This window comes from Vibrio profundi, assembly GCF_005281835.1.
GTDB classification, from domain to species: Bacteria; Pseudomonadota; Gammaproteobacteria; order Enterobacterales; family Vibrionaceae; genus Vibrio; species Vibrio profundi.
In genome coordinates this window covers 300,653-324,296 of record NZ_RZIS01000004.1, presented here as the reverse complement: position 1 = coordinate 324,296, position 23,644 = coordinate 300,653, and the positions used below count along the sequence as shown (strand labels likewise).

Here is a 23,644-nt window from a genome sequence, read left to right as displayed (position 1 = left end):
ATACCTTTTACTATTACAAAAAAGAGCGCTATTGAGCGCTCTTTTTCTTTCTAGCTTTTTTACAAGATTACAAACTAAAGCGCTGGCAATCACTATTAAGTTTAGTGGAACGTTGGTCCACTACTTGGCTAGTACCACGAATCATTTCATTATTATCTTCCAGCTCTTTCATCGCCGTTGATATTTGAATCATGCTATCAGCCATCGATTGACTGGTTGTGGCCAATTCGCGAATTGAAGAAAAAATCACTTCAGTTTGATGGTTTGCTTCATCGGCTTTTTCAGTAATACGCTCTAGCGCCTGCATTGCCTCTAACCCTTTTTGTTGCCCTGCTTGCATAGAAGTTTCTGACTGCCCAATGTATTGAATCACTTCTGAGCTTTCTTTCTTCATCGTTTCAATTGTATCTGAGATTTCTCCAACAGCATCAACGGTTCTCACTGCCAAGCTACGTACTTCATCAGCAACCACGGCAAAACCTCGGCCTTGCTCACCAGCCCTTGCCGCTTCAATAGCTGCATTCAGTGCCAGTAAGTTCGTTTGTTCAGCAATACCATTGATGATGTCCATAACCGAGTCCACTTTTGTCGACGCCGCTTCAAGTTGCTGAATATGACCTGCCGCTGAACTCAATATATGACCAACACTTTCTAAAGAACCAATCGCCTCAGTGATCACCAAGCCCCCTTCTTCGGCGGCTTGATTCGATGAACGGCTAATATCCGCCACAAATTCCAAAGAGTTCGATACCTCTTGCGTCGTTACACTGACTTCTTCTGTTGCCGAAGCAAGTAACTGAGTTTGCCCCAGTACTTCCGACTGGTTGGCGACTAAGCGGTCTAAATTGGCATTCAATTCAGCTGCGTCACCAGACAACGCCTCGCTGCTAACTTGAACCCCTGCGACTAGCTGCCCTAGGTTTTCACAACTTTGGTTAATCGACATGGCAAGTTGATTAAATTCATCATTCTGATTACTTGTTACAACAAGGCGCTTGGAAAGATCACCACCAGCAATGCTATTGATGATATTGGTAATGTTTTTAATTGCTTTAGATACGGAGGTGCTCAGGGTAATGAATATCACTATGGTTACCAAAGCCAGAACAGCACACGCTATTAACACCGACCACTTGGTGTTATCCGCTGATTTTTGTGCCGTGACTTGATATTGCTTACTGATCGTCGACAAGCTCGTATCGATATCTTTCACAACTGTAATCGCCGCCGCTTCACTCTTTGCAAGCTGATCTTCTATGTCACCAAGCTGTTGAGATAACTCACTCACTCGCATGAAGGTTTCTTTAAACTGCTCGATTTCTTTTTCATACAAATCCAGCATCGCGTAAGTGTTCGACATGTTTACGAACCCTGCCATCGCGCGATTAAACAGCTTCAAGCTTTTCTCACTAGGTAGTAGTAAATAGTTTTGTTGCGCTTTAATCATTGCCTGAAAATCAGAGTTAATAGTTACCATCCCTGTTTCTGCAATTTTCGCCTCTATTGTCGCTGCCAATGACTTCAACATACCCAGCTTACCGTCATCGACATTAAAACCAAGTTCAGAGCGTAAAGTGAGCCAAGGCAGTAACGAGCGCTCAAATTCACTTACCACATCCGATAAACTTGCCGCTTGCTGGTTTAACCCAACTTCGTTTAGAAAAGCATTATTCGAGGCAACAAAATCAACTATCGCGGTGATCTCACTCTTAATCTGCCCAACTTGACTGCTTTCTAGCCCATCAAGTTTTCCCGCGAGCGTTAATAACTTAACTTCGGTCTCGACAATTTTAGAAGCCCCTACCGTCACTTCATTACTAAGGTGATATTGGTGAGTCAGTTCTGATAAGCGATTTCCCGTGTAACTTCCCAGAATGATGAAACCCAAAGATAGGATGGCAAGAAATATTGTTATTTTTTGTTTTTGTGAAAGCGCAAGCGAAATCATAGTAACGTCCCTGAATTTCTAATTTATAAAAGCACTACCCATATTACTAACAATAGTATCATTTGATGTTTATATCCTCACAAATTGCATATTGAAGAATCATGCTTTTGTACATTTTGATCACACATTTGAACATATAAGCAACATAAGTCGATGCCATTTTCATCTAATGTAAAAACATGACTTAATTGGTTTAATTCACCAGCGGTAGTAACCAATAACACTATTTAAACCCTACTTTTTGTAATAAAATAACGACTATTATCCCAATTCGAGAATCACTTATGTCTACAACTGGTCGAATTCATTCATTTGAATCTTGTGGTACTGTCGATGGACCTGGCATCCGCTTCATTGTTTTTCTGCAGGGTTGCTTAATGCGTTGTATGTATTGTCATAACCGCGATACTTGGGATGTTCATGGTGGTAAAGAAGTCACCGTGGAAGAAATCATCAATGAAGCCAAAAGCTATCGTCACTTTATGAAAGCTTCTGGCGGCGGCATTACCTGCTCAGGTGGTGAAGCTATGCTTCAACCAGAATTTGTGCGTGACTTTTTTAAAGCTGCGCAAGCAGAAGGCATTCACACCTGCCTCGATACAAATGGCTATATTCGCAAACACTCAGAAGTGATTGATGACGTTCTAGAAGCCACCGACCTAGTAATGCTTGACTTAAAACATATGCGTGATGAAATTCACCATGACTTTATCGGTGTTTCTAATAAGCGTACGCTCGATTTTGCCCGTTACCTACACAAGATAGGTCAAACTACTTGGATTCGCTATGTGGTCGTCCCGGGTTACACCGACAACCCTGAAGACGCACGCTTACTCGGTGAATTTATTAAAGATATGGATAATATCGAGAAGGTTGAGCTATTGCCTTACCATAAGCTTGGCGCCCATAAGTGGGAAGCACTAGGCAATGAATATCCATTGGAAGGCGTAAACCCTCCAAGCAAAGAAACTATGGATCAAATTGTTGAAGTGCTTAGCGAATATCACTCGAATGTGAAGTACTAAAATTAAACCAATCAACACTCAAAAACGCTTCCTTTTTGGAGGCGTTTTTTCGTATCTCCCCTACTCTTTTTACTTCTGAAAAAACTATTTACAACATTTGTTTATAGTTTCAACAAATCACATTAAAACCGTGTTGAGATCATGTTTCGAGCTATATAAACACTGGTAATCTTACTTCATCAAACAAATATTAAGTTTCGTTTTTTTAGTGAGGTTTCCCAATGGAAATGACCAATGCTCAGCGTCTAATTCTTTCAAATCAATATCACTTAATGTCTCAAATGGATCCTGAGAATTCGGCAAAATACCAACGCCTTCAGACGATTGTAGAGCGTGGCTATGAGTTGCAAATGCGCGAACTCAATAAAGAGTTTGGTTGCCTAACAGAAGTGGAATGTCGTGAAGTTATCGACATCATGGAAATGTACCATGCCATGCAAGAATCGAACAAAATGTTGGCTGATGCTGAACGAGTGGATGTAGATCAACGTCGACTGCAATTTTTGGGCTTCGATATTGCGTCTGAAGCGCAAGCCGTAAATTACGTACGCTTCCTAGTGGATTCTGAAGGTTTATACCCTCAGTTCGATAAAGCAGACCACCACTTCAACAGCCAAATGCCAATGCTAGAGAAATATCGTCGTATGCTAACGACTTGGCGCAATTGCCCGCGTCAATATCACTTATGTGCGACTGAATTAAGCCAGATCTTTAACGCGTAAAATTACCAAGCCATTGCTAGTATGGCGACAAATAAAATGCATAAGAAAAGGGGTTGATACACTTGTATCAACCCCTTCGTTATTTTGATGAGTGTTGCTTAGAAAACGTAAGCGACGCCAATGTTGGCAGTTGTGTTTACACCGCTCTCAATAATTGGGCTTTTTTCAATCTCACCTTCAAGGTTAGTGTAACGAACACCACCTGTAATTCGAATATTCGGTGTTAAGTGGGCATAAGCACTCAAGCCGATAAAGTATTGTCCATCCCAATCTGCGTCAAATTCATTTAAACCGGTTCTTCCGGCTTCTTCCGCACTCACACCATATAGGTGATTGTTCAAACGTTCACTGTTGTATGAGTAACCAATCGAAGGAGTAATCGCCCACCCCTTACGACGAATAGGTAAGCGCCAAGCCGTTTCAGCGTAGATACCATTGTGTTGGAAACCGAGATCAGATCCGACCGTTGCTTCAAACATCCCCACTAACGTGATCAATTGGTAGCTCACGCCTCCAAGGACTGATGCTTTACGCTCATCGAGCTGTTGGATATCTGCGTTATCAGAATCTTCTGGTTTTAGTGTTCTTGGATCATAAACCGCGCGAAAAACGATATTTTGCGGGCTACCTACAGGGTACAAACGGTAACCGGCACTAAAACCACGCATAAAGAAATGTTCGCCTTCATAACCAATCATTGGAATAACGGTTTTATTAGAAGGAGTATCTCGATAAACAGCAGGTGAATAGGATGCCGCTACCCCCAACGACCACTGTGACACTTTTGCGTTAACATTTGCCGTCATTGACAATGATGCACCGAGAGTTGCTGCAACTAACCAAGTTTTATTCACTGTATTTACCTACTTTGAAATGAACATTCTGAACAGAATTTGCACATTATATGGAACCCCGTACCAAGTAGCAAGAACACCACTAAAAATTCCTCAAAATATATAAAATGCACTATTTAGTGACAAAATGACAGCGGCTTAGCTCTGCTTTTTTTCGCCAAATTAGAATTTATATTTACTCAAGCAATAACTACACCAGGCACGTTCTCACCTCTCAAAATTAAATGCTCGATATTAAATAAACACATAATTGTTAAGCAAAATTGCCTAACCAGGTCTAGGCTTAAATTGTATGGGGCCACCATTATTTAGAATGCTCGTCAGTTTGACTGGTTTACAAGGGGAATGTGATTATGAGTATTTTCGACCACTATCAAGCACGTTATGAAGCAGCCAAAGATGAAGAGCTGTCTTTACAGGACTTTTTAGCCTTATGTAAGGATGACAAAAGCGCATATGCAAATGCCGCTGAACGTCTTCTACTTGCGATAGGCGAACCTGAAATTATCGATACTGCTCAAGATCCGAGATTGAGCCGAATCTTCTCTAATCGTGTCATTTCGCGCTATAAAGAATTTGAAGATTTCTATGGAATGGAAGATGCCATAGAACAAATTGTTTCTTACCTAAAACATGCCGCACAAGGTTTAGAAGAACGTAAACAAATCCTATATTTATTAGGTCCAGTGGGTGGTGGTAAGTCTTCTCTTGCAGAGAAACTTAAAGCCCTAATGCAAAAGATGCCTATCTATGTACTCTCCGCTAATGGCGAGCGCAGCCCAGTAAATGATCACCCATTCTGCTTATTTGATGTGAATGAAGACGGCGACCTACTGAAACAGGAATACGGCATCGAGAAACGCTATGTCCGCTCTATCATGTCTCCATGGGCAGCTAAACGCTTGCATGACTTTGGCGGTGATATTTCCAAGTTTAAAGTCGTAAAAGTCCGTCCTTCGATTCTTGATCAAGTCGCAATTGCTAAAACAGAGCCGGGCGATGAAAACAACCAAGACATTTCATCTTTGGTTGGTAAAGTTGATATTCGACAACTTGAGCACTTTTCACAAGACGATCCAGATGCCTACAGCTATTCAGGTGCGCTATGTAAAGCGAACCAAGGTTTGATGGAATTCGTAGAGATGTTTAAAGCGCCAATCAAGGTCTTACACCCGCTATTGACTGCAACACAAGAAGGTAACTTTAACGGTACTGAAGGATTATCAGCTCTTCCTTTTGACGGGATGATTTTAGCTCACTCCAATGAATCTGAGTGGCAAACATTCCGCAATAACAAGAACAATGAAGCCTTCTTAGATCGTGTGTACATTGTAAAAGTACCTTACTGTCTACGTGTTTCTGAAGAAGTAAAGATCTACCAGAAACTTCTGGATCATAGTGAACTTTCACAGGCTCCTTGCTCGCCAAGTACACTCGAACTGCTATCGCAATTCAGTATCTTGTCGCGCCTAAAAGATCCTGAGAACTCTTCACTCTTCTCTAAAATGCGCGTCTACGACGGAGAAACCCTCAAAGATACGGATCCAAAAGCGAAGAGCTACCAGGAATACCGCGACTATGCGGGTGTAGATGAAGGCATGTCCGGGCTATCTACCCGTTTCGCATTCAAAATCCTATCGCGTGTATTTAACTTCGACCAAACCGAAGTGGCTGCTAACCCTGTTCACCTTTTCTATGTAGTTGAGCAGCAAATTGAACGTGAGCAGTTCCCTCAAGAGCAATCTGAGCGCTACCTTGAGTTCTTGAAAGGTTACCTAGTGCCACGCTATGTCGAGTTCATTGGTAAAGAAATTCAAACCGCATACTTGGAGTCTTACTCTGAATACGGTCAGAATATTTTCGACCGCTATGTCACCTACGCCGATTTCTGGATTCAAGATCAAGAATATCGCGATCCAGAAACAGGCCAACTATTCGATCGAGCTTCACTAAACGGTGAGCTTGAGAAAATAGAAAAAACCGCAGGGATTAGTAATCCTAAAGATTTCCGTAACGAGATCGTTAACTTCGTACTTCGTGCCAAAGCTAACAACAATGGCCAGAACCCGGTATGGACCAGTTACGAAAAACTTCGCACAGTAATAGAAAAGAAAATGTTCTCCAATACTGAAGAGCTACTGCCTGTTATTTCCTTTAACGCTAAAACCACTTCTGAAGATCAGAAAAAACACGACGACTTTGTCGCTCGTATGATGGAAAAAGGTTACACCGAGAAGCAAGTTAGATTGCTGTCTGAGTGGTACCTAAGAGTACGTAAATCCTCGTAAACACAAGATGGATTGTTGTTGCGATACTTAAAGGGGAAATTTATGGCGCAATTTATCGATCGGAGGCTCAATGGCAAGAACAAGAGCGCTGTTAACAGACAGCGTTTCTTGAGACGCCATAAAGAGCAAATAAAGGAATCTGTAGCCGATGCAGTAAACCGACGCTCGATCACCAATACTGAAACGGGTGAAGATGTCTCTATTCCACATAAAGACATCAAAGAGCCTTCATTCCACCAAGGCCAAGGGGGAATGCGCGAGCGCGTTCACCCTGGTAATGACCAATTCATCACGGGCGACAAAATTGAACGCCCGAAAGGTGGTGGCCAAGGTGGTGGTTCAGGTGATGGCGACGCTAGCCAAGATGGCGAAGGACAAGATGAATTTGTATTCCAAATATCCAAAGATGAATACTTAGATATTTTGTTCGAAGACTTAGCGTTACCGAACTTAGAAAAAAACCAAATCAACAAGATCACCGAGTGGAAGACACACCGTGCAGGGTTCCAAACTGCCGGTATCCCTTCCAACATCGCCATCGTGCGCTCATTGCAGCAATCACTTGCTCGCCGAACTGCAATGACGGCTGGTAAAAAACGTCTGCTCAATGAATTAATGGAGCAACTTGACCAGATAAAAATGGAAGAGCCCGCTCAACCATTTGAAGAAAGCCGTATCAAAAAAGAAATCGAAGAGTTAAGACAAAAAATCGATAGCGTTCCATTCATCGACACGTTTGACTTACGCTTCAAAAATTACGAAAGACGACCTATACCATCCAGCCAAGCGGTCATGTTCTGCTTAATGGATGTATCAGGCTCCATGGACCAAGCCACAAAAGATATCGCAAAACGTTTTTACGTATTGCTTTACCTATTTCTTAATCGCACTTATGAAAACGTCGAGGTTGTTTTCATCCGCCACCACACACAAGCCAAAGAAGTAGATGAACACGAGTTTTTCTACTCTCAAGAAACTGGTGGAACCATAGTATCCAGTGCCTTGAAACTGATGAATGAAATTGTTGCAGACCGCTACCCAGTAGCCGAGTGGAATATTTATGCCGCTCAAGCTTCTGATGGCGATAACTGGGCTGACGATTCTCCACGTTGTAAGGAATTACTCGTCAACAAACTGCTGCCAACCTGTCAGTACTATTCCTACATCGAAATCACTCGTCGCTCACACCAAACCTTATGGCACGAGTATGAAAAGCTGGAAGCGGAATTTGATAACTTTGCGATGAAGAATATTCGCACCGTCGACGACATCTTCCCTGTATTTAGGGAGTTGTTTCAAAAAGAGACAGCGTAAGGAGGCTTGCCATGACAACGAAATCTAGCGTTGCCGAAAAAGGCAAAACGAAGACACTGCCTGATGGCCCAGATTGGACCTTTAATCTTTTGGAAGAATACCATGTAGAGATTAAACGAGTCGCAAAGCATTATCGATTGGACACCTACCCCAATCAAATCGAAGTGATCACGTCAGAGCAAATGATGGATGCCTACTCCAGTATTGGTATGCCCATTAATTACAACCACTGGTCATTCGGTAAGAAGTTCATTCAAACCGAGCAAAACTACAAGCATGGGCAAATGGGGCTTGCTTATGAAATCGTCATTAACTCTGACCCTTGTATCGCTTATTTGATGGAAGAAAACACCGTAACCATGCAAGCTTTGGTAATGGCTCACGCTTGTTACGGCCATAACTCTTTCTTCAAAGGCAACTATTTATTCCAAACTTGGACCGATGCAAGCTCTATCATCGACTACTTACTCTTTGCGAAAAAATACATTACCGAGTGCGAAGAAAAATACGGCGTCGCTGAAGTAGAACAGCTTATCGACTCTTGCCATGCATTAATGAATTTCGGCGTCGACCGCTACAAGCGACCTGAAAAAATATCCATCGCAGAGGAAAAAGCTCGCCAAGAAGAACGCGAAGCCTATTTGCAATCACAAGTGAATGAATTATGGCGAACCGTTCCTAAGTCCAAAACCAAGGAAGAAGACATCAAGGTTCGCTTCCCAAGTGAACCTCAAGAAAACATTCTTTACTTCATTGAAAAACACGCACCACTACTTGAACCATGGCAACGGGAATGTGTACGTATTGTGCGTAAAGTCAGTCAATATTTTTACCCACAAAAACAAACCCAAGTGATGAACGAAGGTTGGGCAACGTTCTGGCACTACACTATTTTGAATCACCTTTACGATGAAGGGCTAGTGACAGATAAATTCATTCTTGAGTTTTTGCACAGTCATACCAGCGTTGTGGCACAGCCGTCCTACAACAGCCCTTACTTTAGTGGCATAAACCCTTATGCACTCGGCTTCGCGATGTTTAAGGACATAAGACGGATTTGTGAAGAACCTACCGATGAAGACCGCGAGTGGTTCCCAGATCTTGCGGGTACGGATTGGCTAGATGCGGTTCACTTTGCAATGAAAAACTTCAAAGACGAGAGCTTTATCAGCCAGTATTTATCACCCAAGTTAATGCGTGATTTTAAGCTGTTTGCCATTGTCGATGATGACAGAAAGAATTTCATTGAAGTCAGTGCCATTCATGATGAGTCTGGTTATCGAATGATTCGTGAAAAACTGGCTGCCCAATATAACTTAAGTAACTTAGAACCGAATATTCAGGTATTTAATGTGGATGTTCGTGGCGATCGATCTATGACTTTGCAGTATGTGCCACACGATCGAATCCCACTTGATAAAGGGCACGAAGAAGTAATGAAGCATCTCTACCGATTATGGGGGTTTGATGTCGTTCTTGAAGAACTTAAAGATACTGGCCGCAGAGAGATCCTCTCAGCTTGTCCTCAACGCAACGACTATGATGCAAAGATATAACCTTTTCACCGTGAGAAAATGAAAAAGGGCGACACTTTTGTGTCGCCCTTTTTATTGGTCAATTCATTGATTAAACAATTGGCTTCTGGCCACGTTCAATTAACTTCATTAACACACTGTCTGCAGATTTGCCCGCTACACCAGCGAGTTTATCTGAAAGCTTTTTCTTCTGAACATAGTGAATAGCTAGCACAGTTTTGTCTTTACAAGCTTCAACAACCAGATCGTCTGATGTACGAATTTCATCCACCAGCCCTAGCGCCTTAGCTTGAGTGCCAAACCAATGCTCACCAGTCGCTACCTTTTCAAGGTCTAACTCTGGTCGGTGATCACGAATGAAATCTTTGAATAAACCATGTGTTTCTTCTAGCTCTTCTTTGAACTTCTCACGAGCTTTATCGCTGTTCTCACCAAACATAGTCAAAGTTCGTTTGTATTCACCAGCAGTCAGCTGTTCAAATTCAATATCGTGCTTTTTCAATAGTTTATTAAAGTTAGGTAACTGAGCAATTACGCCAATAGACCCTACAATCGCAAATGGCGCTGATACAATTTTATCGGCAATACACGCCATCATGTAACCGCCACTTGCCGCCACTTTATCGACTGAAATAGTTAACGGTAAACCAGAAGCCTTAATACGGTCTAATTGAGATGAAGCCAAACCATAGCCATGAACCATACCGCCACCAGACTCAAGTCTTAGTAGCACTTCATCACCTTCACGTGCAACCGCAAGAATGGCTGTCACTTCTTCACGTAATGACGCCACTTCTTTTGCATCAATGCTGCCATTGAAATCTAAAACAAACAGATGAGGCTCACGCTTACTGTCGAGATCCCCTTCTTTCGCAGCTTTCTTTACTTCTTTGTCACGTGATTTTGTTTTTTCTTTTTCTGCTTTCTTTTCAGCTTTATCACGCGCCTTGATGAAAGCGCCATCGTGTAAATGATGCTCTAACTGTTCAATCGTCTCTTTGTGTTGATCCGATAGGTTAGTAATTTCTAGCTCACCTTTTGCCGCACCTGATTTTCCATTCACAGACTTTGCGATAACCAAAATAGCAATAATCGCGATAACGACAGTCGCAATCTTGGCTAAAAACAAGCCGTAGTCCAACAAAAATTCCAATGTCATATCCCCTAATGTATGAATTAGTGTATTGTAACCATCTTGTCACGATTACCAAGAATTTATAATCATTCCTAACGTTATCTGTGTGATAAAACACCAATGGAATGAACTGCATAATGAAAAAGAAGGATTAGCACGGTGGAATACTCAATCTCTCCAGATGCCCTCAAAGATAAAGTCATTTTGGTTACCGGCGCTGGCGCTGGTATTGGTCGCCAAGCGGCGCTTAGTTTTGCAGAGCGCGGCGCAACTGTGATTTTGCTTGGCCGTAACGTTAAGAACCTAGAACTCATTTACGATGAAATTGAAACTGCTGGCTACCCGCAACCAGCCATCATCCCTCTAGATCTGAAAGGCGCGACAAAACAAAACTACCTAGATATGGCTGAAACTATCGAAGGTCAATTTGGTCGCCTTGATGGATTGCTGCATAACGCTGGTGTGCTTGGTACTCTAAGCCCGTTCGATCAGGTGGAAGAAGATACTTTCGATGATGTTATGCAAATCAACGTAAAAGCTCAGTTCTTAATGACTCAAGCATTGCTTCCAGTGCTCAAAAAGTCTGAAGCAGGCCGTGTAATCTTTACATCTTCTACTGTTGGCCACTCTGGTCGCACATTCTGGGGTAGCTACGCAATATCTAAATTTGCGACTGAAGGCATGATGCAAATCCTCGCTGACGAATTAAGCGATACGCCAATTCGAGTAAACGCTATCAACCCTGGTGCAACACAAACGCGTATGCGTGCTAAAGCCTACCCAGGTGAAGATGCAAATACACTGAAAACTCCTCTAGACATTATGCCTCTGTATCTGCATTTGATGGATCCAAGCATGACAGAGACCAATGGCGAATGTATTGACGCTCAACCAAAGCGTTAACATGCTGTTTCTAAAGTAAATGAAAGGTCGCATTTTGCGGCCTTTTTTGTTTTTTAGGCCACGACAAACCAAGTTCCCCTTTCTTAAAGTCAAAAATTTCTTGCAGCAAATCCCCACTCAAATATACTGTATATATATACAGGTATTTTATTATGCATGAACTTATAGAAAATTTAAAAGACCGCCAGCTAATCTGGCAAGGTCAGCTGCCTCAGAAACAGCACCAAACCATTTCGACGGGGTTTCCATTACTCGATCAAAAACTCGATGGTGGCTTCCCTGTACATGGCGTGATTGAGATTGAATCTCAAAATAGCATCGGTGAACTGCGCTTAATGCTGCCGCATATTAAGTATAGCCAAGCTAACCGAATGGTTGTTTTCATCAATCCTCCTGGGATTATTAGTTCGGAGTTTTTTTCTAGCCAAAACATACCTCTACATAATATTTTGGTCATCAACACTCAATCAGAGATCGAAGCTTTATGGACTGCAGAACAGTGCCTAAAAAGTGGCGCGTGTAATGCTGTTTTTTTATGGGGTTCTGAACTTGAGATCCATCAAACGAAGCGCTTACAAGTCGCCAGTGAAACTGGAAAATGTTTGCAGTTCATCTTCAAGAGCACAAATCAGAACCATATCTCCTTACCCGTTTCTTTGAGTATGAAGCTTTCTCCGCATCAAACAGGTTTAGAGATCACCATAGTGAAGCGAAAAGGTGCTTGGTCATATGGAACGTTTGTATTAGGGCTAGAAAGCCAATGGCCAGATTTAACCTTAAATGAACAAAACACTGACGCATCAGAAAGTGCAACAGTACTTAACTTTCCTTTGGCCAAACAAGGGTAAACCACCATGCTATTGTGGATTTATATACACTTCCCACAGCTGCAACTTGACGCTCTTTATCAAGAAGAAAGCTGTCAGCCGCTGATCATTGTAAGTGAGAACGATCACAGCGTATTACAATGTAATGCTGTTGCGCGCACCGCTGGTATTCAACCTGATATGGGCTTAGGCTCCGCAGCGGCACTCTGCCGCGATCTTCAGGTTCACCCTTATAATGCAGAGCTAGAACAGGCAAAGCTCACCGAGGTTGCACAGTGGGCGTATTTAGTCACCTCGGACATCGTTGTTCTGCCTCCTAATGGCTTGCTCATCAAGGCTTCCAATATGCTCTCTTTATACGATGGACTTAGCAATTACTGGCAAGCGCTATATCACCACTTAGAAGCGCTTAATATCAACTTTGAGTTTGCAACTGGGTTCTCGCCTTACTCTGCCATGCTGCTTGGTAAGTCCGGTGCTAACTTTATTAGCTCAGATAAAGCCGTCATCACAAACAGACTGGCTAGCCAACCTGTGCAGGCTACCGAACTTCCTAATAAACAGATTGAACGTTTAAACCGGGTTGGTATTACAGATATCAAAGACTTGCTAGCGCTACCTTTGCCGGAAGTTGCACGTCGCTTTGACATCGATCTCGTCAATTACGTTGGCCGTTTAACTGGGCAGTTTAAACACCCTATTGATTTCTATCACCCACCAGAAAAGTTCCAGCAATATCTTGAACTGCTTTTCGATATCGAAAATGTTCAGTGGTTACAAAAGCCATTAGTAAAACTATTTAAACAACTCGAAAGCTTCCTACGCTTACGGGATCGAGTGGCTTTCGATCTGACTCTCACGCTTCATCAGCGTGACCACGCAGACTGCAACGTCGTATTTACCTCCGCTCAAGGGGATTACTTGTCAGAAAAGTGGGCGACATTATCCAGCTTAAAACTGGAGTCTTTAACGTTAGACTCCGCCGTTCATGGCATGACTCTATCTTTAACTCGTCAAGGGGAGCCGCATACCAACTATGGGGACCTGTTTGATGGTGATATCGGCACTCAAAGCTCGTTAGAACTGCTTTCTCTGTTACAAGCCAAACTTGGGGATAGTGCCATCAGCTCTCCCAAATTGACTTACGACCCAAGACCCGAGAAAGCCAACCAATATACCGCTCCAGCAACCAATAGCAGCAATTCATCACCTACTGACTTAAAACAAGCAGAGCCAAATAAACAACGTTTAAGACCAAGTATTTTGCTAGAAGAACCTCAAGTTCTCATAGAGGAAGTAGAACTCACGCAAGGACCGGAGCGAATTATTGCCGGATGGTGGGATGGTGACAAAATGATACGCGATTACTTTATCGCACGTAGTACCCAAGGACGTTGGTTATGGGTTTATCGAACTCCAAGTAAGCATTGGTTTTTACACGGTTTATTTTGTTAGGCCGCTGCTACATGACTTCACCTATTACTCGCCATCAATACCATTATTTGTTTAGGAGCCTTCATGACTACCAAATATGCCGAGCTCTTTTGCCAAAGTAATTACTCGTTTCTCGAAGGAGCTTCTCATGCAGAGGAGCTAGTATTACAAGCCGACTTTCTACGTTATAAAGCCATCGCTATAACTGATGAATGCTCAGTGGCGGGTATCGTTAAAGCGCACGCTGCTATTCAGCAACATGAGTTATCCGTTCAACTTATTGTCGGCAGTATGTTCTGGCTCAACGATGAGTGCCAATTCGTATTGCTTTGCCCAAACCGCCAAGCGTATGCCGAGCTTTGCCGCATTATTACCAATGCCCGTCGCCGCAGCGAGAAAGGAGCTTACCAGCTATCGGAATGGGACATCATGTCCATAAAGCATTGCTTGGTGATTTGGCTTCCCCAACATCAATCCAGTGACCATCATTGGGCAAACTGGCTGCAGCAACACCACTCGCAGAGGTTATGGCTAGGGCTACAACGTCATTTAAAGCAACAAGATGACGCATACATTCAGCACTGTACAAGTATCGCAACTCAACTGCATATCCCTATCACGGCGTGCGGCGGTGTCGTCATGCATAACGCCAACCGTTTACCACTGCAACACACACTCACGGCAATCAAACACCATTGCGAGATTGCCCAGCTTGGCGAACATTTTATTTCTAATACAGAGCGTAGCTTACGCGCCACCAGCAAACTCGCCCACATATTTAAGGAAGAATGGTTAGAAGAAAGTATTCACATAGCAACGTTATGTGACTTTGACTTAGCGACACTCAAATATGAATACCCTAGTGAATTGATTCCTAGGGGGGAAACGCCAATGAGCTACTTAACAAAGCTAGTAGAACATGGCAAAACATTGCGCTTCCCAAACGGCGTTCCCGTTTCTATTGCACAAACAATAGAAAAGGAGCTCTCTTTAATCGCAGAGCTCGACTACCCTTTCTTTTTTCTCACCATTCATGACATTGTCATGTTTGCCAAGCGGCAGGGTATCCTCTATCAAGGTCGAGGCTCGGCAGCCAACTCTGTGGTGTGTTACTGCTTAGAAATCACGTCCGTCGACCCTCGACAGATTTCCGTTCTATTTGAACGCTTCATCAGTAAAGAGCGTAATGAACCGCCAGACATCGATGTCGACTTTGAGCATGAAAGACGCGAAGAAGTCATTCAATACATCTATAAGAAATACGGCAGAGAAAGAGCCGCATTGGCTGCTACCGTGATTTCGTATCGATTCAAAAGTGCAGTGCGCGATGTAGGTAAAGCTCTAGGTATTCAAGAAACTCAGTTGGACTATTTTATTAAGAATATTAACCGACGAGATCGAAGCCAAGGATGGCAAGCTCAGATTGTTCAACTGGGGCTTGAAACCGACTCCTTAAAGGGGCAACAGTTTATCCATTTAGTCAACGAACTAATGGGTTTTCCCCGCCATTTATCCCAACACGTCGGAGGCTTCGTTATCTCTTCAGGTCCTTTGTATGAACTGGTACCGGTGGAAAACGCGGCAATGCCTGATCGCACCATCATCCAGTGGGATAAAGATGACTTAGAAGCACTCGGTTTATTGAAGGTCGATGTGCTCGCGCTAGGGATGCTCTCTGCAATCCGCAAATGCTTTTCACTGGTCAAAAGCTTATACAAACAAGAGCTAACCATTGCTGATATTACTCGTCAACAAGACGATCCTAATGTTTATGCCATGATCCAAAATGCCGATACGATTGGCGTATTCCAAATCGAGTCCCGAGCACAAATGAGCATGCTTCCAAGGCTCAAACCCGCCAACTATTATGACTTGGTCATACAAATTGCGATTGTTCGCCCGGGGCCAATTCAAGGCGATATGGTTCACCCTTTTCTCAAACGTAGAAATGGTATCGAACCTATTGAGTACCCTTCAGAAGAAGTCAAATCCGTCCTTTCGAGAACTATGGGCGTACCCATCTTCCAAGAACAAGTCATCAAACTTGCGATGGTTGCCGCAGGCTTTACTGGTGGTGAGGCAGACAAGCTAAGACGCGCTATGGCTGCTTGGAAGAAGTCGGGAGATTTGTTCAAATTTAAATCTAAGCTCATCGATGGCATGCAAAGCCGAGGTTATGAGTTATCTTTTGCTGAACGTATTTTTGAGCAAATCTGCGGTTTTGGTGAATACGGGTTTCCTGAAAGCCACTCTGCTTCCTTCGCAGTGCTCGCCTACTGCTCTGCATGGCTAAAGTTCTATTATCCGGAGTGCTTCTACACCTCACTACTTAATAGCTTGCCTATGGGCTTCTACAGCGCCTCACAGCTCGTTCAAGATGCTCAGCGGCATGGTGTGAAGATACTCCCGGTATGTATCAACCAGTCACAAAGTGATCATTGTGTGGTCATGCAGCAAAACACTGCCTCAATACAGTTAGGCTTTCGTATGGTTAAGGGACTTAGCCAACAAGCGATTGATAGCGTGCTTGTGAATAGACCACCGCAAGGCTATTCATATTTGAACCAAGTAAAACAATTATCGATTAGCCGAAAAGATATCGAATTACTGGCTTCGGCCAACGCTATGCAGGTTTTATCAGGAAACCGTTATAAGACCCGTTGGAATATGATGGATTCCGCCAATGATCTACCGCTATTCAGGCAGCTAGAGGAAGAAGCTAACCATTACGACCATCAACCCAATGAAATGCAGAACTTAATTGAAGACTTTTCTAGCACCGGAGTGACCTTAAACAAACATCCGATAACATTATTGGACGAGGCTGGCTGCCTTGGGCAGTTCCTACGCCTCAATCAGCTGAATAACGTGCCACATAAATCATTAGTGACTGTAGCTGGGATTGTCACAGGAAAACAATCACCAGGCACAGCCGCTGGCGTAACCTTTTTCACCTTAGAAGATGATACAGGCAACATTAATGTTGTGGTTTGGGGGGCAACAGCTCGAGCACAGAAACAAGCTTATCTCACTGCAAAGGTGCTAAAGGTAAAAGGAATATTAGAACGGGAGGGGCAAGTCGTGCACGTCATCGCGGGCAGGCTCATTAACATGACTGAGCACTTAGAAAACCTCAAAACTCGCTCTCGAGATTTCCATTAATTCATAAACGCCAAAAAAGCGAAAAGGGAGGCAAGCCTCCCTTTATATTCAATGCGCTGAGAAGTTACTCAGCTTCAGCTTCCGTACGTCTTTTCTTAAATTCCCTATATAGTAACAAGCTCAAAGTCATTACGACTTTCGAAGTTAGCCATATCATTCTTTAGGAACTACCTTAAAATTTGATGAAAAGTTACGCTAGATAGTTGTGCACGATTTTTGAAATCATACATTCCAAATATAACAAGTGAAGGTATTATCGTCACGCTTTATAAATGGAATGCAGTCCCATTAAATAATTTGACGCATCCGATCTTGTACCACCTCTACCAGCAAGTCTGGTTGGAACTTTGAAATAAAGCGGTTACAGCCTACTTTTTCGACCATCGCTTCATTAAAGCTACCACTTAGTGACGTATTCAGCGTGATAAACAAATCTTGCATTCTAGGATCGCTACGTACCTCATGAGTCAACTTGTAGCCATCCATTTCCGGCATTTCCGCATCGGTGATCATAAGGAGCAATTCTTGATAGATATCTCTGCCATCATCACACCAAGATTTCAGTAAATTCAGCGCCTCTAGGCCATCCCTACACTCAATAATATTCAAGCCAAGTTGGGACAAGGTTCCTTTCACCTGATTACGAGCCGTTGAAGAGTCATCAACAATCAGAACATTACGTCCGATCATTTGCGGTGCAAGATTCTCATCTAACACCCCTTCTGAAATCGACACATCATAATCAATAATCTGGGCTAAAACTTTTTCGACATCAATAATTTCGACGATTTTGCTCTGCTTATTACTGTCTTCAATTTGCGTAATAGCAGTAAGGTAATTTGAGCGACCCGTTGTTTTCGGTGGCGGCTGGATTTCTGTCCATGTGGTGTTCACAATGTTACGAACTTGCCCAACAAGAAAGCCCTGAACACTTCGGTTGTATTCAGTAATAATTAAGTTGTGCTCGAGAGAATCGTCATGCGATGGTGGAAAACCGATAGCGCTACGTAAATCAATGACAGGAACAGACTCACCTCTTAAAGAAGCAACACCTGTAATATGATGATGAGAGCCTGGCAACTTAGTTAAAGGCGGCACCTTTAATACTTCTTTTACTTTAAATACATTGATCGCAAATAATTGCATACTATTTAAACTAAACAGCAAGAGTTCTAGACGGTTTTCACCGACCAGTTTTGTTCTTTGGTCAACCGAGTTCAAAACTCCAGACATACAACATCCTAGTGAAAATAATAACTCTAATTACCATAGCCTAAGTCATGCAGCTTAGGCAAAGGTCGTAATTAAAGATATTCTTGAAGATACTGATAAAAATAGTAGGGCAAACAAGAGAGCAGGAGAATATATAAACTAATTGGTATGTGTAATATCAGATCTAAAACACATTACCCCTCAATTACTTTCATAAGTAGCTGCCCGTCATACAATGCTTGCTTAACCAGAGCCGCGCCTGGCATGGTTGCTTGTTTATAAAATCGAGACTCAACCAGCTCTAAATCCTGGTGGTAAACCGGTAAACTTTGCTCTTCAATACATTGCTGAATGGCAGGGTACAAAATCTCTTTAGCTTGGTTAATGACACCGCCAATAAGGATTTTCTCTGGGTTAAATAAGTTAATGACAATTGCAATCGCCGAGCCTAAATATTGACCAAGCTTTTCAATCACATCAACCGCCAGCTCATCACCTTCAGCAGCCGCTGAGCACACACTTTCGATTGTGACCTCTTCCAATTCACTTAAGCTAGAAGCTTCGCCGTTAGCAATACGCTCCATCACTTCTTCACGAATAGCCTGAGAACTTGCTACGGTTTCAAGGCAACCTCGGTTGCCACAATGACACTGCTTACCGTTTTTATCGATTTGAATGTGACCCAGTTCGCCAATATTACCGTGACGACCTTGCAACACGCGGCCATCAAGAATAATACCTGCGCCCAAGCCATGGTGAATAGAAATCAGTACAGAGTTATCGTTATCTTGAGAATTACCAAATAACTTCTCGGCCAATGCCCAAGCTCGTGTGTCATTCGCAATGAAAACCGGTAACCCTGTCTCTTTGTAGATTTCTGGGCCTAAAGCTAAATTCTCGACATTGTAGTGCGGCATTTGAAGCACAACACCCTGCTCTGAATTCACTAAGCCAGGTAGAGTAATTGCAATACTCGTAACACGATCCAGTTGCTCAGAATAGGTTTGGAAGAATTCATCAATTTCATGAAGTAAACGCGCCAATACATCTTCTTGGTCGCGCTCATGGATATCAATCTTAGTATCGATTAGTACATCACCACCTAGCTCATGCAGTGCAATAGTTAAGTAGCCACGGCCAAGACGCATCGAAAGAAACTGCCACCCTTCATTGTTGGTTTGTAGTCCAACAGCAGGACGCCCACGACTGGTCGCCTCTTGAACGGTGGTTTCATGAATTAAATGTGCCTCGATGAGTTCACGAGTAATTTTGGTAATACTCGCAGGAGCCAACTCACTCTGTTTGGAAAGATCAATACGAGAAATGGGACCTTTAAGGTCTATAAGTTTGTATACACGACCAGCATTGACCTGTTTGATATGATCAATATGGCCCGGTTGAGCCATGTACATTTTACGCTCCAGAAATCATCAACCCTGCAATTTTTTTACTTTGCGAAGTAATTGTGAAGCGCTTTGGTATATCGCCGTGACAGGCATCACGTATATACGTAAATGTTTGTGTATCTAGTCAAATTGTTTATCGAAAGTTACTGGTTAGCTACACTATTTTTTACTTTTTTTTCGATATGAAACATCTTTTATTATCTCTAGATCGCGTTTCACTAAGAAATATTCCTCATAACTTCGACTGCCCACCAAAAAAATTTCAATTAATGCATATACTTAATTCAGCCTTACCGTCAAGGAGAGTCAAATGACCGCTGATTTAAGAAAAACGAAAATTGTCACAACCTTAGGGCCATCTACCGATAAAGATAATGTCCTAGAAGAAATTATTAAAGCTGGTGCCAATATGGTACGTATGAACTTTTCACACGGCACCAGTGAAGATCATATTAAGCGTGCTGAAAAAGTACGTATGCTTGCTGCAAAACTGGGGACACAAGTCGCCATACTTGGGGACTTACAAGGCCCAAAAATTCGAGTTTCCACCTTTAGAGATGGAAAAATCCAACTTAGCGTCGGTGACAAATTCACACTAGATAGTGATCTAGGTTTAGGGGAAGGTAATCAAGACGCCGTTGGCCTGGATTACAAAGAACTACCCAATGACGTTGGGACTGGTGACATCTTATTACTTGATGACGGACGTGTTCAGCTTGAAGTCACTCATGTCGAATCAAACAAAGTACATACTCGCGTGACGATTGGCGGCCCACTCTCCAATAACAAAGGCATCAACAAAAAAGGCGGAGGATTATCCGCTGAAGCGCTCACAGACAAAGACAAACGTGACATTATCACCGCAGCACAAATAAAAGTGGATTACCTAGCAATATCCTTCCCTCGTAACGGGGAAGACATGAATTATGCGCGCAGGTTAGCGCGCGATGCCGGGTTAGAAGCACACCTAGTAGCCAAAGTAGAACGAGCTGAAACCGTAGCCTCTGTCGAAAACATGGACGACATCATCATGGCATCTGATGTAGTAATGGTTGCCCGTGGAGACTTAGGAGTAGAAATTGGTGACCCAGAACTAGTCGGTGTACAAAAACAGTTGATACGTCGTGCGAGAGCCTTGAATCGCACCATTATCACCGCGACTCAAATGATGGAATCTATGATAACGGCTCCAATGCCAACTCGTGCTGAAGTGATGGATGTCGCGAATGCCGTATTGGACGGTACCGATGCCGTAATGCTTTCTGGAGAAACGGCAGCAGGCCAATACCCAATCGAAACGGTTAAGTCGATGGCTGAAGTATGTGTCGGCGCGGAAAAAATGGCAGAGGTCAACAAGTCCACTTACCGTATTAATAAGACTTTTGTTACCGCCGAAGAAACTATCTCGATGGCGACTATCTATTCCGCCAACCACATGGAAGGAATCAAAGCAGTGGTTACGCTGACCGAATCTGGGCGCACAGCCTTGATGATGTCGCGCCTCAATTCAGACCTTCCGATATTTGCGATGTCGAGAAATGAAAGCACACTCAACCGATGCGCTTTATATCGTGGTGTGACCCCTATCTATTTCGATACTAAAATTGAAGACGACCTTGATATCGCGTTAGAAACACTAAGATCTTTGAAAGAACGTAAGCTATTGAAATTTGGTGACCTTGTGATCATTACTCAAGGGGACATTATGGACGTAGCAGGTTCGACAAACTGCATGCGCATCTTGCCAGTGACTTAATAAAAAAACCAAATGAAATTAAAAGGCTAGATAAATGAGATTATCTGGCCTTTTTTACTTTTATGTAGTTTTCAATAAATTGATAACCAGCCTCTAGCCCTTGCTGATAATCATGCAAAAGGTCTTCTTTAGTACTCATCAATGAGCTGGCTTTAAGCGGGGCTTGCGGAGCAATTTGAATAACAAACGTGTCATCGGGTGGATTATTCAAAAAATTCTGCGTCAGAGAGTAGGTTTGAAAATGCACCATCAACATATCAGCTAAGCCGGAATCAAACTTATCACCAACCAAATGGCTCAGTCGATAAATATCATCTGCGCCGAACAACCAACGCCCGCCATTAAGCAAATCCAAATGCTCACGATCACGCTTATGTTCTTTAGAACGAGTAATTTGTTGCTGGAAAAACGACGACCAATCGAGTTTCCATTGCTCGACACGTTGCTGCCATTGATCTTGAACGCTGTTAAAAGATTCTTTGAACCACTCTACCTCTTCTACGGGAGGCGCATCCGTCACAGGGTTTACCTCATCCTGATCATCAACCAAAGGTTCTGTTCGAATCACAACTATGGAACGTGCGGCTCTTCGCCATGCTTCTTGAACAGGAATACAAGCAGACACCCCGCCATCAACATACGATTGACCACCCACTTCGACTTCATCGGTATAAAGCCTAGGAATGGCACAAGTGGCCAACATAACTTTGTACCAATCCTCACCTAACAGCGGTAAATAGTGATCATGGAGTCGCTGAGTATCTGTCACAGCTGCATAGATATTTCGATCACCGAGTACCTTTCGCCCGAGATCAAGATCCAATTTATAGGGATAAGACATGATCCTTTCAAACGCCCACTCTAGACCAAGGCCTTTACGGTGGCGAATATACGAGAACAAGTTGAAGAACTCAGGCTCTGTAGTGAGATCGAGGATGAAAGATTTGCCCAATTCAGGCTCGCGGCAAACATAGGCACATAAATTTAACGCGCCAGCAGAAGTACCGTAAAACTCGTCGAAGGGATCAAAGTTAGATTTCAGAAAAGCATCTAAAACACCAGAAGTGAAAATACCACGCTGACCACCACCTTGCGCGACCAACGCCGTTTTACCGACAATAAACTTCGAATAATAATCTAAGTCTATTGCCGATTCTTTTTCCGTTACATAGCCACTGTTCATCATAAGCTAAGCCTCTCATGTGATAAGCAAGTGGTTATGATACGGCTAACTAGTGATCGCAATGATGCCGAATGTCAGCAAAACTGCGAAAACACATACGGTAATTTGTAGAGCATTTTTTAGATCATGTTCCATAGACACCTCTTCGTTATTATAAGTGTTGCAAGTTGTTACTAAAGTATTATCAGCTGTGTGAAGTATCTTCAAGATTCGTCGAAATTAGTCGCACAATATTGATGTAAGCATCACAATTAGCCAGAGATTAGATAAGGATATCCCCATGAAAAAAATAGCAAAAACACTCACTTTGCTAAGCCTCTCATCCGGGTTTTACGCGTCCGCCGACACTCAGATAATACTCACTCCCCTAGTTGGCTATACGGGAGGAGGTAGCGTACAAGATGAAGAACTCAATACCTATGATATGGAAGGTTCTGAAAGTTTTACGTTCGCTATTGAAACGCCAATGGATAAAGGTCGCATTGGTTTATTCTATTCCAATCAAAGTTCAGAATTAGAAACGCTGAAACTAAGCTCGTCGATTCAATACCTGCATTTTCAAAGTAGTATCTATTACCCAGCAAACGATAAATTCTCAACTTATCTCGGTCTAGGTATTGGTGGTTCTTATGTGGATGTAGATTGGGCGAAGGACAAATATGGCTTTTCGGCTTCAATATTCGGCGGGATTGAATATAAGTTTACGGATAACTTCGCGTTAAACAGCCAAGTGCGCTGGCTTGGAACCGTGGTCGATAATGATACATCGGGTGCTTGTACCGTCCCAACAACACAACAATCTTGTGTTATCAAGTTTAAAACCGACTGGATGAACCAATACCAGGCCAGTATAGGCCTCAACTTCTATTTTTGATCCCACACATAAGACCAGACGATAGATATTAGTATTCTTTACATTATTGGGGACTTTATCTAGAGA

Annotated in this window: 18 protein-coding genes; 11 read left to right on the top strand and 7 right to left on the bottom strand. The window is 42.9% G+C overall.

Annotated features, from left to right (window positions below; all coding sequences use genetic code 11):
* Positions 1-67: 67 nt before the first annotated feature.
* A complete protein-coding gene (locus tag ELZ11_RS12805; RefSeq protein WP_137357804.1) occupies positions 68-1,948 on the bottom strand; it encodes a methyl-accepting chemotaxis protein in 1,881 nt (626 codons plus the stop codon).
* A 284-nt stretch (positions 1,949-2,232) separates the two neighbouring features.
* On the opposite strand from ELZ11_RS12805, the gene pflA reads away from it, so the two are divergent.
* Positions 2,233-2,973 (top strand): pyruvate formate lyase 1-activating protein, encoded by a 741-nt coding sequence (gene pflA / locus ELZ11_RS12800; RefSeq protein ID WP_137357803.1) that lies wholly within the window; start codon positions 2,233-2,235, stop codon positions 2,971-2,973.
* Between the two features lie 221 nt (positions 2,974-3,194).
* Positions 3,195-3,695 (top strand): YfbU family protein, encoded by a 501-nt coding sequence (locus tag ELZ11_RS12795; protein ID WP_137357802.1) that lies wholly within the window; start codon positions 3,195-3,197, stop codon positions 3,693-3,695.
* A gap of 98 nt (positions 3,696-3,793) precedes the next feature.
* On the opposite strand, the gene ELZ11_RS12790 is transcribed toward ELZ11_RS12795, so the two are convergent.
* The gene (locus tag ELZ11_RS12790; protein WP_137357958.1) at positions 3,794-4,501 is read right to left on the bottom strand and encodes a MipA/OmpV family protein; all 708 of its coding nucleotides are present in this window, start codon (positions 4,499-4,501) and stop codon (positions 3,794-3,796) included.
* A gap of 401 nt (positions 4,502-4,902) precedes the next feature.
* Here ELZ11_RS12790 and ELZ11_RS12785 point away from each other — a divergent pair, with 401 nt between their 5' ends.
* Genes ELZ11_RS12785 through ELZ11_RS12775 form a run of 3 tightly spaced genes read left to right on the top strand, consistent with a single transcriptional unit; the run spans position 4,903 to position 9,707 of the window.
* Entirely contained in the window at positions 4,903-6,837 is a 1,935-nt protein-coding gene (locus ELZ11_RS12785; protein WP_137357801.1) for a PrkA family serine protein kinase, read from the top strand.
* A gap of 42 nt (positions 6,838-6,879) precedes the next feature.
* Positions 6,880-8,151 carry a YeaH/YhbH family protein gene (locus tag ELZ11_RS12780; protein ID WP_137357800.1) on the top strand — a complete coding sequence of 424 codons (1,272 nt, stop codon included), beginning with the start codon at positions 6,880-6,882 and terminating at the stop codon, positions 8,149-8,151.
* A gap of 11 nt (positions 8,152-8,162) precedes the next feature.
* On the top strand, positions 8,163-9,707 hold the full coding sequence (locus tag ELZ11_RS12775) for a SpoVR family protein (RefSeq protein WP_137357799.1): 1,545 nt from the start codon (positions 8,163-8,165) through the stop codon (positions 9,705-9,707).
* Between the two features lie 70 nt (positions 9,708-9,777).
* On the opposite strand, the gene sohB is transcribed toward ELZ11_RS12775, so the two are convergent.
* Positions 9,778-10,839 carry a protease SohB gene (gene sohB / locus ELZ11_RS12770; protein ID WP_137357957.1) on the bottom strand — a complete coding sequence of 354 codons (1,062 nt, stop codon included), beginning with the start codon at positions 10,837-10,839 and terminating at the stop codon, positions 9,778-9,780.
* Between the two features lie 141 nt (positions 10,840-10,980).
* Between sohB and ELZ11_RS12765 the strand changes: the two genes are divergently transcribed.
* The 4 genes from ELZ11_RS12765 to ELZ11_RS12750 all read left to right on the top strand — a co-directional run bounded on the left by ELZ11_RS12765 (position 10,981) and on the right by ELZ11_RS12750 (position 17,147).
* Positions 10,981-11,724: a YciK family oxidoreductase gene (locus tag ELZ11_RS12765; RefSeq protein ID WP_137357798.1), complete on the top strand. Its 744-nt coding sequence runs from the start codon at positions 10,981-10,983 to the stop codon at positions 11,722-11,724.
* A 152-nt stretch (positions 11,725-11,876) separates the two neighbouring features.
* Complete coding sequence (gene imuA / locus ELZ11_RS12760; RefSeq protein ID WP_137357797.1) at positions 11,877-12,572, top strand: translesion DNA synthesis-associated protein ImuA; 696 nt, start codon at positions 11,877-11,879, stop codon at positions 12,570-12,572.
* A gap of 6 nt (positions 12,573-12,578) precedes the next feature.
* Positions 12,579-14,006, top strand: coding sequence for a Y-family DNA polymerase (locus ELZ11_RS12755; RefSeq protein ID WP_137357796.1), 1,428 nt, complete (start codon positions 12,579-12,581; stop codon positions 14,004-14,006).
* Between the two features lie 63 nt (positions 14,007-14,069).
* Positions 14,070-17,147 (top strand): error-prone DNA polymerase, encoded by a 3,078-nt coding sequence (locus ELZ11_RS12750; RefSeq protein ID WP_137357795.1) that lies wholly within the window; start codon positions 14,070-14,072, stop codon positions 17,145-17,147.
* A 288-nt stretch (positions 17,148-17,435) separates the two neighbouring features.
* Here ELZ11_RS12750 and ELZ11_RS12745 read toward each other — a convergent pair whose 3' ends face one another.
* Together ELZ11_RS12745 and mlc are read right to left on the bottom strand one after the other, a co-directional pair.
* Positions 17,436-18,380 (bottom strand): chemotaxis protein CheV, encoded by a 945-nt coding sequence (locus ELZ11_RS12745; RefSeq protein ID WP_137357794.1) that lies wholly within the window; start codon positions 18,378-18,380, stop codon positions 17,436-17,438.
* 173 nt (positions 18,381-18,553) lie between these two features.
* The gene (mlc, locus tag ELZ11_RS12740; protein ID WP_137357793.1) at positions 18,554-19,771 is read right to left on the bottom strand and encodes a sugar metabolism global transcriptional regulator Mlc; all 1,218 of its coding nucleotides are present in this window, start codon (positions 19,769-19,771) and stop codon (positions 18,554-18,556) included.
* A 304-nt stretch (positions 19,772-20,075) separates the two neighbouring features.
* Here mlc and pyk point away from each other — a divergent pair, with 304 nt between their 5' ends.
* Positions 20,076-21,521, top strand: coding sequence for a pyruvate kinase (pyk, locus tag ELZ11_RS12735; RefSeq protein WP_137357792.1), 1,446 nt, complete (start codon positions 20,076-20,078; stop codon positions 21,519-21,521).
* 40 nt (positions 21,522-21,561) lie between these two features.
* Here the strand turns inward: pyk and ELZ11_RS12730 are convergent, their stop codons facing one another.
* Both ELZ11_RS12730 and cydH read right to left on the bottom strand, forming a co-directional pair.
* A complete protein-coding gene (locus ELZ11_RS12730; protein ID WP_137357956.1) occupies positions 21,562-22,704 on the bottom strand; it encodes a patatin-like phospholipase family protein in 1,143 nt (380 codons plus the stop codon).
* Positions 22,705-22,749: 45 nt separating this feature from the next.
* Complete coding sequence (gene cydH / locus ELZ11_RS24095; RefSeq protein ID WP_137357791.1) at positions 22,750-22,839, bottom strand: cytochrome bd-I oxidase subunit CydH; 90 nt, start codon at positions 22,837-22,839, stop codon at positions 22,750-22,752.
* 145 nt (positions 22,840-22,984) lie between these two features.
* Between cydH and ELZ11_RS12720 the strand changes: the two genes are divergently transcribed.
* Entirely contained in the window at positions 22,985-23,578 is a 594-nt protein-coding gene (locus ELZ11_RS12720; protein WP_137357790.1) for an outer membrane protein, read from the top strand.
* The last annotated feature ends 66 nt before the right edge of the window (positions 23,579-23,644 follow it).